Source organism: Ensifer sp. ENS08, assembly GCF_014852195.1.
In the GTDB taxonomy this organism is placed as follows: domain Bacteria; phylum Pseudomonadota; class Alphaproteobacteria; order Rhizobiales; family Rhizobiaceae; genus Ensifer; species Ensifer adhaerens.
Map to the genome: position 1 here is coordinate 1,132,029 of NZ_JACVBF010000001.1, position 11,261 is coordinate 1,143,289.

Sequence of the window (11,261 nt, forward strand, 5' to 3'; positions counted from 1 at the left end):
GTTACCCGCACACCGCGTCGGCCGCGATCATGTCGGCGAGGATCGCGGCAAGCCGCTTGCCGCCGATCGGCGCCATGTCCTTCGTCTCGTGATGGCTGATCTCGCCACCGGTCATGCCGGCGCCGAAATTGGTGATCACAGAGGCGGCAACGACGCGGAGGCCGAAGAAGCGCGCGAGGATGACTTCCGGAACCGTGGACATGCCGACCGCATCGGCGCCAAGGATGCGCGCCATGCGGATCTCCGCCGGCGTTTCGAAGCTCGGTCCGGAGAACCACATGTAGACGCCGGCGAGAAGCGGAATGCCGAGGCGCTCGGCGCTCTCCTGCATTCTTTCCGCAAGCTCGGCATCATAGGCATTGGTCATGCCGACGAAGCGATCGTCGCTGTCGACGCCGATCAGCGGGTTGAAGCCCGAATAGTTGATGTGGTCGGATATCCGCATCACCGATCCCGGCGGCAGATCGTCCCGCAGCGATCCGGCGGAATTGGTCAGCACCAGGCATTCGATGCCGAGCGCCCTCAGGGTTTCGAGCGGGACGCGCATCGCATTGGCGTCGCCCTGCTCGTAGTAGTGGACCCGACCAGACAGCATGACAACAGGCACACCCGAGAGCGTTCCGGCCACAAGTTCGCCGGCATGGCCGGAGACGCTGCTGACCGGGAAGCCGGGGATTTCGGCATAGGAGAGGCGCAACGTCTCGTCCAAAGCCTCGACCAGAGAACCGAGGCCGGAGCCGAGCACGATGCCATAGCGTGGAGAGAGGCCCCCGAGCCTGGCCTTCAACAGTTCAGCGGCCGCGGTCATCCGAGAATCTCGGTCTCGAAGCTGTGCGGCAGCAGGTCCGATAGTGCCAGGGTCTTTTTCACGCCGGTCTCGTCGCACAGGAAGATGCGCGTGCTGGCGCCGGAGAACTCCGCCAGCCGCTGGCGGCAGCCGCCGCAGGGCGGGCAGAGCGCCAGCTTCTCGGCAATGACGGCGACTTCCATGATCTTGCGCTGACCGGCCATGACCATATGGCTGATCGCGGTGGTTTCGGCGCACCAGCCCTCGGGGAAGGACAGGTTCTCGATGTTAGCGCCGGTATAGATCTTGCCGTCCTCGGCGCGGATCGCCGCGCCGACCGGAAACTTGGAGTAGGGCGCATGCGCCTTGGCCATTGCGTCACGCGCGGCTTCGAACAGTTCCTTTTCCATGGTTCTAGCGCTCCTTGACATAGGGGACGCCGCCGGCCTTCGGCGGAATGGCCTTGCCGATGAAACCGGCAAGCAGGATTACGGTGAGGATATAGGGCAGCGCCTGCATCAGCTGCACCGGCACCTGGCCGATCAGCGGCAGCGGATTGCCCTGCAGGCGGATGGCGAGCGCATCGAGGAAGCCGAAAAGCAGGCAGGCGAGCATGATGTTGAATGGCCGCCACTTGGCGAAGATCAACGCTGCCAGCGCGATATAACCCTTACCGGCGGTCATGCCCTTGACGAAGCCGGCGGTCATGGCCAGCGACAGATAGGCACCGGCAAAGCCGCAGAGAATGCCGCAGCAGATGACGGCGCGATAGCGCATCCAGATCACCGAAATACCGGCTGTGTCGACCGCGCCCGGGTTCTCGCCGACCGCGCGCAGACGCAGCCCGAAGCGGGTGCGGTAGAGGATCCACCAGCTGATCGGCACCATGGCAAAGGCGACATAGGTCAGGATGAAATGCCCGGAAAGCAGGTCCGAATAGATCGGACCGAGGATCGGGATTTCTCGGATGCTGTCGGCATAGGGGAAGGTGATCGTCTGGAAGCGCGCACCTTCGCCGAGTGCCGGCGTGCGGCCGCCCTGGCGGAACCAGGCCTCGCCAAGGATGACGGTCGAGCCGGCGACGATGAAGTTGATCGCGACACCCGAGACGATCTGGTTGCCGCGCTGGGTGATCGACGCATAGCCGTGCACCAGCGACAGCGCGATCGAGATCAGGATGGCGGCGAGCAGCCCCATCCAGACCGACTGGGTGACGGCCGCAACAGCGCCGGCGGCAAAGGCAGCACCAAGCATCTTGCCTTCAAGGCCGATGTCGAAGATGCCGGCGCGCTCGGTGAACAGCCCTGCCAGCGCTGCGAAGATCAGCGGGACGGATACGCGGATGGTGGACTCGAGGAGCACCACGATGACGTGGAAGAAATCCATGGCTTCAAGCTCCCTTGGTCTGTGCCACGACGGCCGCACGGCGGCTCTGCATCGCAAACAGCCGGGCGATCGCCGGCCTGAACATGTTTTCGAGTGCACCGGCAAAGAGAATGACGAGACCCTGGATGATCACGATCATGTCGCGCGAGATCGACGGCATTTCGAAGGAGATTTCGGCTCCGCCCTGGTAAAGCATGCCGAAGAGAATGGCGGCCGGGATGATGCCGGCCGGATGCGAGCGGCCCATCAGCGCCACGGCGATGCCGACGAAGCCTGCGCCCTGCACGAAGTCGAGCTGCATGCGCCCCTGCTCGCCCATGATCGGATTGAGCGCCATCATGCCGGCAAGCGCACCGGATATCATCATGGTGATGACGGTGATGCGGCTTTCGCTCATGCCGGCGTAGCGCGCGGCCGAAGGGCTGTGGCCCATGGTGCGCATTTCATAGCCGAGCTTGGTGCGCCAGATCAGAAGCCAGACGCAGAAGGCCGCGACGAGCGCCAGCAGGAATGAGACGTTGAACGGCGCCGTGCCGATATCCAGCCCGAAGATCGCGAGCAGCCAATCGAGCTTGGGCAGTTGCCCGCCTTCGGCGAAGGTGCGCGTCTGCGGCGACATCGATCCGAGCGGCTTCAGCACCCGCGTCAACAGGTAGACCATCAGGCTCGAGGCGATGAAGTTGAACATGATCGTCGTGATGACGATGTGGCTGCCGCGCTTGGCCTGCAGCCAGCCGGGCAGGAAGGCCCAGGCGGCGCCGAAGAAGGCGGACCCGAGGATCGCCAGCGGGAACACCACGAACCACGGCATCGTCTGGTCGAGCCAGAGGCAGGCAAGCGCCACGCCGATACCGCCGACATAGGCCTGGCCTTCGCCGCCGATGTTGAAGAGGCCGGCATGGAAGGCGACTGCGACGGCAAGACCGGTGAAGATGAAGGTGGTGGCGTAGTACAGCGTGAAGCCGAGATATTCGCCGCGGCCGAAGGCGCCGTTGATCAGGTGATAGGCCGCTTCCAACGGATTTTCACCGACGAGCAACACGACGAGACCGGCGACGAGGAAGGCAACAGCGAGGTTGACCAGCGGGACGAGGCCGTATTCGACCCAGCCCGGAAGCTTAGCATAGGGGGTGCTCATTCTGCGGCCTCCTTGCGGCCTTCAACGCCGGCCATCAGCAGGCCGAGTTCGCCCTCGGTCGCATCCGGATCACGCTCGCCGACGACACGGCCGGCAAACATGACGAGGATACGGTCCGACAGGGCGCGGATTTCATCGAGTTCGACGGACACCAACAGGACAGCCATGCCCTGGTCGCGCATCTCGATGATCCGTCTATGGATGAATTCGATGGCGCCGACATCGACGCCGCGCGTCGGCTGGCCGATGATCAGCACATCGGGCCCGCGCTCCATTTCACGCGCCAGCACGATCTTCTGCTGGTTGCCGCCGGAGAAATTGGCGGTCTTCAGCCGCGGATTCGGCGGGCGGATATCGTATTCGGCGATGCGCTGCTCTGCGTCCTTGCGGATCGCATCGACGTTCAGGAAGACGCCGTTGAGGTAACGCTTGTCGTGATGATAGCCGAGGATCGCGTTTTCGCATTCCTCGAACTTCAGCACGAGACCGACATGGTGGCGGTCTTCCGGCACGTGGGCGAGACCACGATTGCGCAGTTCGGAGGGGTCGGCGCGGCCGGTAACGTCGATCGGCTTGCCGTTGAGAAGCACGGAGCCCGACACGGCGCGACGAATGCCCGAAATCGCTTCGAGCAGCTCGGATTGGCCGTTGCCGGCAACTCCGGCAATGCCGACGATCTCGCCCGCCCTCAGGTTGAAGGAGACGTTGTCGACCATGGTGACACCGCGGCCGTCCTTGACCGTCAGCCCCTCGACCGCGAGCTTCACCTCGCCGGGCTTGGCCTCGCCCTTTTCGACACGCAGCAAGACGCGACGCCCGACCATGAGTTCGGCAAGCTCTTCGACCGAGGTTTCAGCCGTCGTGCGCGTTGCTACCATCTCGCCGCGGCGCATGACCGACACCTCGTCGGTGATCGCCATGATCTCGCGCAGCTTGTGGGTGATGAGGATGACGGTCTTGCCCTGGTTCTTCAGCTGTTCAAGCACCCGGAAGAGATGGTCGGCCTCAGCCGGCGTCAAGACGCCGGTCGGCTCGTCGAGGATCAGGATATCGGCCCGGCGATAAAGTGCTTTCAGGATCTCGACGCGCTGCTGCAGGCCAACGGGCAGTTCCTCGATGACGGCATCCGGATCGACTTCTAGCGCATATTCGCGCTCCAGCCGCTTCAGCTCGACGCGCGCCTTGGCAATACCTTTGTTGAGGATCTGGCTGTCCTCGGCGCCGAGCATGATGTTTTCGAGCACCGTGAAGTTCTCGACCAGCATGAAATGCTGGTGGACCATGCCGATGCCGGCGGCGATCGCCGCATTCGGATCGCGGATCGCGACGGGTTTTCCGTCGACGAGGATTTCACCGCTATCGGCCTGATAGAAGCCGTAGAGGATCGACATCAGGGTCGATTTTCCCGCACCGTTTTCGCCGATGATGCCGTGGATCGTCCCTTTGCGGACTTTTAGATTGATGTTCTTGTTGGCGTGGACCGGACCGAAACTCTTGTCGATCCCACGCAGTTCGATGGCAATATTGTCCATATTGGCCTTGCGATCCCCAAACTGGCCCGCTTCGGCATTCTTCCCAGAAACCGTGCCGGCGATTTTTTTACCATTTGGTCTAAGTTTATCATCGATTTTTCGGGGCGAAAGCCCTCAACCGTGATCTCCTTATACTCTCATCAGATCGCTGGTGAGAGTCCAGCGTGAATATACACAGGCACTTGGACGCGAAAAACCGGCGACAACGGGTGCCGCCGGTCCTTCATATTGGGATTATTTGGTGGTTCTCAGACGGCTCGTACGGGCCGAAGCAGCCTGAGGGCATTCATCGTGACGAGAACGGTCGCACCGGTGTCGGCGAGGATCGCCGGCCAAAGGCCGGTAACGCCGATGATCGTCGTCACCAGGAAGACCGCCTTCAGGCCAAGCGCAATCGTGATGTTCTGAACGATGTTGCGCATCGTCGAGCGGGAGAGCCGGATCATCGCCGCAACGTCGCCGACACGGCCGTGCAACACCGCCGCGTCCGCCGTTTCCAGCGCCACATCGGTGCCGCCGCCCATGGCGATGCCGATGTCGGCCGCGGCCAGCGCCGGTGCGTCGTTGATGCCGTCACCGATCTTGGCGACGTTGAAGCCTTCCGCCTTCAGTTCGCGCACGATGCGTTGCTTGTCCTCGGGCAGGAGCTCCGCACGGACCTCCATGCCGAACTGGCGGCCGATCGCTTCGGCCGTGCGGCGGTTGTCGCCGGTCAGCATGACGACGCGGAGGCCGGCGTCCGTGAGCGCCTTCACACCAGCCGCCGCATCCGGCCGGGGCTCGTCACGCATTGCAATGGCACCGGCAATCACGCCACCGGCGACCAGCACCGAAACGGTCTTACCTTCATCGTTGAGCGCGGCGACGCGCGCCTTTTCGTCTGCCGTCAACGGCGTCCGCTCGGCTGCGGCCTTCGGCGAACCGAAGAACAGCGCGATGCCTTCGACGGTCCCTTCCAGCCCCTTGCCGCCCACCGCATTCACGGTGGCGATATTGGGGATCGCAACGCCATCAGCCGTGCTGCGCTCCAGGATGGCCCGGGCAAGCGGGTGGCTCGATCCCTGCTCCAGCGCTGCGGCAAGACGCAGGACCTCCGCCTCCGACCGGCCGAAGCCGACGATATCCGTCACCTTCGGCTTGCCTTCCGTCAGCGTCCCGGTCTTGTCGAAGGCGGCGGCCGTGACTTTGCCGACATTCTCAAGCACGGCGCCGCCCTTCATCAGCAACCCACGACGGGCGCCGGCCGAAAGGCTGGCGGCGATCGCTGCCGGTGTCGAGATGACGAGCGCGCAGGGGCAGCCGATAAGGAGAATGGCAAGACCCTTGTAGATCCACTCGTCCCAGGAGCCGCCGGAGAGAAGCGGCGGCAGCACCGCCACAAGCGCCGCGACGACGACGACACCCGGCGTATAGTAGCGCGAGAAGCGGTCGATAAAGCGCTCGGTCGGCGCCTTGCTTTCCTGGGCTTCCTCCACCATGCGGACGATGCGCGCAATGGTGTTGTCGGCAGCGGCGGCCGTGACCCGCACGCGCAGCGCGCCGGAGCCATTGACGGTGCCCGCAACCACGGTGTCATCGACTTCCTTGCGCACCGGCGTGCTCTCGCCGGTAACCGGCGCTTCGTCGACGGCACTTTCGCCAGAGAGAATGACTCCGTCAGCCGGAATGCGGTCGCCGGGGCGAACGAGAATGACGGCGCCCACGCTCAGCGTTTCGGCCGGAACCTCATCCAGCCGCCCATCGCGCTCGACGAAGGCGGATTTCGGAACGAGCGCCGTCAGCGACTGGATGCTGGCGCGCGCCTTGCCGGCGGCCACGCCCTCCAGCAGTTCACCGACCAGGAAGAGCAGGACGACCATTGCCGCCTCTTCCGTCGCGCCGATGAAGACCGCGCCGATCGCGGCGATCGTCATCAGCATCTCGATCGAAAACGGCGTGCCCATGGTCGCAGCGACAAAGGCGCGCCGCGCAATCGGCAACAGGCCGACGAGCATGGCGAGGGTAAAGATCCAGGGCTCGGTCGCCGGGATCGTCTTGCCGACCGCATAGGCGGCAATCAGCGCCAGGCCGCTGGCAATCGTCAGCTTGCCCTTGCCCGACTTCCACCAGGGGCCGCTCGTCGGGCCGTGGTCATGACCGTGAAGGCCCATCGCTGCCGCGGCTGTCTCGCCCTTCTGGCTGGCGTTACCCTCGTGATGATGGGCGTACTCATCGTGTCGATCACCATGACCATGATCATGATCATGGTCATGGTCGTGGTCATGACTGTGATCGCCGTGATCGTGGTCGTGGTTATGATCGTGTCCGGAGCAGACATGCGCCGCTTTCCGCTCCGACGCCTGGCCTGCCTGGATCGGATGCAAACGATAGCCGAGCTTTCCGACCCTGCTCACAATCGACGTCGCAAGATCGTTTTCGTCGGCAAACTTGACCGACATGGTGCCCGCCGATACCGAAACCGACACGTCCTCGACGCCCGACAGCCGGCGCACCGCCGTATCGATCTTGGACGCGCAGGACGCGCAATCCATGCCCTCGACGCGATAACGGGCTTCCCGAATAGTGCTCGCCATAACCTGCTCCTTGCAAATTCTGAAGCAAGGCTACGACCTCTAGCAACTGGAGCTACAAGGCCAAATTGCTGCGTGATTGCAGATTTTTTGGCGAATTATCGCGACAGGAAGCGGATGACCCAGTCGGCAATGCCCCGATAGGGCGGTTTCACCAGGTCGCTCGGCGCCGGATCGAGTTTCCTCAGCACCGGCATCGCCTTGGAGAAGGTCAGGAACCCGTCGCGCCCGTGATAGTGGCCCATGCCGCTGGCGCCGACGCCGCCGAAGGGCAGATCGTTGCAGCCGAACTGGTAGAGCGTGTCGTTGACGCAGACCCCGCCGGCGACGATGCGTGACAGGACGGCCTCGATTTCAACGTTATCGCGACTGAAGCAATAAAGTGCCAACGGGCGGTCGCGATCGCGCACATAGGCGATGGCTTCATCGATGGAAGCGTAACTGACGATGGGAAGGATGGGCCCAAAAATCTCCTCGCCCATGACGACGCTGTCGTGGTCCGGATCAAGCACGAGCGTCGGCAGCAGGACGCGTTCCCGCGCTATCGTGTCTGCTGCCTCTTCGAGAAGGGAAACCACCGGATGACCGCGCGCCTCGGCATCCGCAATGAGCCGCTTCAGGCGCTCGTACTGGGCGTCGTTGATGATCGACGTGTAATCGTCGAGACCACGCTTCGACCGATAGCGCGCCACAGCCTCCCGTTTGAGCTGCTCCACGAAAGCATCCCGCTTGCTCTCATGGAGCAGCACATAGTCGGGCGCGATACAGGTCTGCCCGGCATTGAAGAACTTTCCGGTCGCGATGCGCGCAGCAGCCTTGGCGAGGTCTGCGGCTTCGCCGACGATCGCCGGCGATTTGCCGCCGAGCTCCAGCGTGACAGGTGTCAGGTTCTGCGCGGCCGCCGCCATCACCTTGCGGCCGACGGCGGTCGAGCCGGTGAAGAACAAGTGATCGAAGGGAAGGGCGGAGAAGGCTGCCGAAAGCTCGGCGCCCCCCAGGGCAACAGCCACCCGTGTCTCGGGAAAGACTTCGGCAAGCAGCGAGCGAAGGAATTCCGCGGTGCGCGGCGTGTGTTCGGACGGCTTCAAGTACACGTGGTTACCGGCCGCGATCGCCGCAACCAAGGGGGCAAGCGCCAGGTTGACCGGGTAGTTCCACGGCGAAATGATACCGACGACACCGAGCGGCACGAAGCGCACTTCGGCCTTCGCCGGCCATAGTTTCCAACCCGCCTTGCGTCGTTCCGGCCGAACCCAGTGTTTGAGCTTCGCCAGCGTGTGGTCGATCTCCGAGAGTACGACACCCCCTTCGCCAAGCAACGTCTCATGCCGGGCGCGATGACCAAAATCCTCTTCGATCGCCTCGCACATCTCCTCCATGCGGGCGCGCAGGCGGTCCCTGAGCCGGCTCAGGTCCGCACGGCGTTGTTCGACGGACGGCCGGTTGTCGCGCCAGGTCGTGCGTAGCCCGTCGAAAGTGGCATGGAGACCTGCGGGGTTGTCAGTGGCTATGGTCATCGGTCGAGCGGGCAAAGAACCATTGGGCTGCGTAGTAGGTGCCAAGCACCGAGAGCGCGTTGAAGGGGATGGCGAAGCGGAAGCGGCCATAGGCGAGTATGCTGTCACTGATCAGGAACAACAGGCCGCCATAGGCGGCGAGCCGTGCCGCCGTTGCCCGGGGCGTTCCCGAAAGCTGTCGGGCGCGGGAAATAGCCTGGGCCCCCATCGCTCCAAGCGCCAGGGCGTAGATGATGACGGGAATGCGCATTTCGTCAGGAAGCGAGGTCCAGAGCCCACCGACAACGGCGAGCGCAACGAGGGCAAAGGCCGCGAAGATGCCTTTGCTTTCGGCAAACTTGGCATCACGGGTAAGCGCATAGATATAGGCGCAATGGGTCAGCAGAAAGCAAACGAGGCCTGCCAGGAAGTAATCCCCCGGCAGCATGAGAAAGACATCGCCGGCTGCCGCGAAGACGAGACCGATAGCAACGGCCCAAGCATAGGCGCTGGGTGTTTCAGAGATCGTTCGCAACACCACGACGAGAAGCAGCAGCGTCGCCGTCGGCTTCGTCAGATAATGCAGCCAGCGCCAGGGAGAATCGTCGGGGGCGGCAAGCAGGCTGCCGAGGATCGCCAAAGCGGCGCAGACGAAAAAGAGCACGTGGACGGGCCGGCTTCGGTGAACGTCCAAGGTTCCCTGATAACTCATGCCGCGCCACTCCCGCCCTAAGGCCGTGTTTCGACTCTGTTCCGGTCACGGCGATAGTTTCTATTTTTGCGCGATTGTCCAGCGGGGGCGCGCGGGCATATCGAGCAACACTACACTCCTGACGGACTATTGCGGACATCGCTCCGCTGGTGAACCGTCCGAAGCGCGGCAGGATTGCCCTTTCGCCGGCGGCTGGCTCATAGTGCGTTCCATGATCGCCCATTCCGCCAACGGGCCGCAGCCAAGATCGGCCCCCGAACTCTTGCTGCTGCACGCATTGCCGCTCGACGGTTCCATGTGGGCGGAGCAGATGCATCTGCTGCCAGACGCAACCCATGCTCCGACCCTCTATTCTTCGGGAGAGACGATTGACGCATGGGCGCGGGCCGCACTCGAACCGCTGAAGGGCGACAATATCATCGTGGTCGGCTGTTCCGTCGGCGGATCATGCGCGCTCGAGGTCGCGACCATCGCACCGCAACGGGTCTCGGCGCTGGTGCTGATCGGCACCAAGGCAAAGCATCATCCCGATCCGGCATTTCATGCCTCCGCGCTCAGTCTGATTGACGAGGAAGGCCTGGAGGTTGCCTGGGAATCCTATTGGGCGCCGCTGTTTTCCCGCGACACCAGCACGGCGACCGTCAACCGGGCGAAAGAAATGGCGTTACGATCCTCGGCGGCGGAGATAGCAAGGGGCGTTGCCGTGTTTCATACGCGGCCGAGCCGGGATCACTGCCTCTCGACGTGTCCGGGGCCGATCACGATCGTGTCCGGAGCGGACGACGTCGCTTCGGGGCCTAGGACGAGCGCCTCACAGGCCGCCTCGATCGACGGCCGTTTGCACGTCCTCCCGGCTTGCGGCCATTATGTCCCACTGGAGCGTGCGTTTGCGCTGAATGCCATCCTGGCTGGCGTGATCGGCTCTTTGGCCCTTGCCTGAACTGCCCGCTTGCGCCTGTTGGCGTCCTTTCCCTGTCCCCGGAACGTCAAAAAGCCCGCTGGATTTCTCCATGCGGGCTTTTTTTGATTTGGTTGCGGGGGCAGGATTTGAACCTGCGGCCTTCAGGTTATGAGCCTGACGAGCTACCGGGCTGCTCCACCCCGCGCCATCGCGGTAAACCGCTTTGCGGTTTATCCGCTTATTCCGGGTTTTGCCGGAGGCAAAATCCCGTTGTTTGTCTGTTCCGAGCTTAGCAAAACAAAAGGGCCGCTTGAGGGCGGCCCGTGTTTCGGCTGGGCCGAGGCATGAAGAGAAGGTGATCTTTGTTTTCCGGATTTTATCTTGCGCTTTGCAGACCTGGCAGCGACCTACTCTCCCGCGTCTTAAGACGAAGTACCATCGGCGCTGGGGCGTTTCACGGCCGTGTTCGGAATGGGAACGGGTGCAGCCACCCCGCCAGAACCACCAGGTCGGCAAAGCGCAAGATTTGCGTCTAGCGGACGCAAACCGGATGAGAAGCTGGTGAGTTGGTCGAGCCAACTCGTTTTGTTTTGAACACGTCGCTCATCTGGAGATGAGCATGAGCAATGGGAACGATCAAGCCAATCGAACGATTAGTACTGGTAAGCTTCATGCGTTGCCGCACTTCCACACCCAGCCTATCAACGTGGTCGTCTTCCACGGTTCTCAAGGGAATACT

9 protein-coding genes, 1 tRNA gene and 2 rRNA genes are annotated in these 11,261 nt (G+C 63.1%); 1 reads left to right on the forward strand and 11 read right to left on the reverse strand.

The features are described 5' to 3' along the window. Position 1: 1 nt before the first annotated feature. From IB272_RS05450 to IB272_RS05485, 8 genes are all read right to left on the reverse strand, one after another. Positions 2-808 carry a purine-nucleoside phosphorylase gene (locus tag IB272_RS05450; RefSeq protein WP_060580511.1) on the reverse strand — a complete coding sequence of 269 codons (807 nt, stop codon included), beginning with the start codon at positions 806-808 and terminating at the stop codon, positions 2-4. Beyond that, on the reverse strand, positions 805-1,197 hold the full coding sequence (locus IB272_RS05455; RefSeq protein WP_034805117.1) for a cytidine deaminase: 393 nt from the start codon (positions 1,195-1,197) through the stop codon (positions 805-807). Before IB272_RS05455 ends, IB272_RS05450 begins: the two co-directional genes overlap by 4 nt. Before the next feature lie 4 nt (positions 1,198-1,201). Next, the gene (locus IB272_RS05460) at positions 1,202-2,173 is read right to left on the reverse strand and encodes an ABC transporter permease (RefSeq protein ID WP_043622808.1); all 972 of its coding nucleotides are present in this window, start codon (positions 2,171-2,173) and stop codon (positions 1,202-1,204) included. 4 nt (positions 2,174-2,177) lie between these two features. Next, positions 2,178-3,311, reverse strand: a complete 1,134-nt coding sequence (locus IB272_RS05465; protein ID WP_034805123.1) for an ABC transporter permease — start codon at positions 3,309-3,311, stop codon at positions 2,178-2,180. After that, positions 3,308-4,843 carry an ABC transporter ATP-binding protein gene (locus tag IB272_RS05470; protein ID WP_034805126.1) on the reverse strand — a complete coding sequence of 512 codons (1,536 nt, stop codon included), beginning with the start codon at positions 4,841-4,843 and terminating at the stop codon, positions 3,308-3,310. Before IB272_RS05470 ends, IB272_RS05465 begins: the two co-directional genes overlap by 4 nt. 248 nt (positions 4,844-5,091) lie before the next feature. Further along, positions 5,092-7,416 carry a heavy metal translocating P-type ATPase gene (locus IB272_RS05475; protein WP_060580510.1) on the reverse strand — a complete coding sequence of 775 codons (2,325 nt, stop codon included), beginning with the start codon at positions 7,414-7,416 and terminating at the stop codon, positions 5,092-5,094. A 95-nt stretch (positions 7,417-7,511) separates the two neighbouring features. Then, positions 7,512-8,930 (reverse strand): coniferyl aldehyde dehydrogenase, encoded by a 1,419-nt coding sequence (locus IB272_RS05480; RefSeq protein ID WP_113135377.1) that lies wholly within the window; start codon positions 8,928-8,930, stop codon positions 7,512-7,514. Continuing rightward, positions 8,914-9,621, reverse strand: coding sequence for a lysoplasmalogenase (locus IB272_RS05485; RefSeq protein ID WP_060580509.1), 708 nt, complete (start codon positions 9,619-9,621; stop codon positions 8,914-8,916). The genes IB272_RS05480 and IB272_RS05485 overlap by 17 nt, the downstream gene beginning before the upstream one ends. A 211-nt stretch (positions 9,622-9,832) precedes the next feature. Between IB272_RS05485 and IB272_RS05490 the strand changes: the two genes are divergently transcribed. After that, complete coding sequence (locus tag IB272_RS05490) at positions 9,833-10,561, forward strand: alpha/beta hydrolase (protein ID WP_192444227.1); 729 nt, start codon at positions 9,833-9,835, stop codon at positions 10,559-10,561. 89 nt (positions 10,562-10,650) lie between these two features. Here IB272_RS05490 and IB272_RS05495 read toward each other — a convergent pair. The 3 genes from IB272_RS05495 to IB272_RS05505 form a co-directional block, all read right to left on the reverse strand. Continuing rightward, positions 10,651-10,727 (reverse strand) — tRNA-Met (locus IB272_RS05495). Between the two features lie 189 nt (positions 10,728-10,916). Continuing rightward, positions 10,917-11,031, reverse strand: a 5S ribosomal RNA gene (gene rrf / locus IB272_RS05500). Between the two features lie 123 nt (positions 11,032-11,154). Beyond that, positions 11,155-11,261: ribosomal RNA gene (locus IB272_RS05505) — 23S ribosomal RNA — on the reverse strand; the annotation flags it as partial.

What these genes read in the sequence shown, in the direction of transcription:
- IB272_RS05450 (WP_060580511.1), bottom strand. Translation starts at nt 808, where the DNA reads ATGACCGCGGCCGCTGAACTGTTGAAGGCCAGGCTCGGGGGCCTCTCT.
- IB272_RS05455 (WP_034805117.1), bottom strand. Translation starts at nt 1,197, where the DNA reads ATGGAAAAGGAACTGTTCGAAGCCGCGCGTGACGCAATGGCCAAGGCG.
- IB272_RS05460 (WP_043622808.1), bottom strand. Translation starts at nt 2,173, where the DNA reads ATGGATTTCTTCCACGTCATCGTGGTGCTCCTCGAGTCCACCATCCGC.
- IB272_RS05465 (WP_034805123.1), bottom strand. Translation starts at nt 3,311, where the DNA reads ATGAGCACCCCCTATGCTAAGCTTCCGGGCTGGGTCGAATACGGCCTC.
- IB272_RS05470 (WP_034805126.1), bottom strand. Translation starts at nt 4,843, where the DNA reads ATGGACAATATTGCCATCGAACTGCGTGGGATCGACAAGAGTTTCGGT.
- IB272_RS05475 (WP_060580510.1), bottom strand. Translation starts at nt 7,416, where the DNA reads ATGGCGAGCACTATTCGGGAAGCCCGTTATCGCGTCGAGGGCATGGAT.
- IB272_RS05480 (WP_113135377.1), bottom strand. Translation starts at nt 8,930, where the DNA reads ATGACCATAGCCACTGACAACCCCGCAGGTCTCCATGCCACTTTCGAC.
- IB272_RS05485 (WP_060580509.1), bottom strand. Translation starts at nt 9,621, where the DNA reads ATGAGTTATCAGGGAACCTTGGACGTTCACCGAAGCCGGCCCGTCCAC.
- IB272_RS05490 (WP_192444227.1), top strand. Translation starts at nt 9,833, where the DNA reads ATGATCGCCCATTCCGCCAACGGGCCGCAGCCAAGATCGGCCCCCGAA.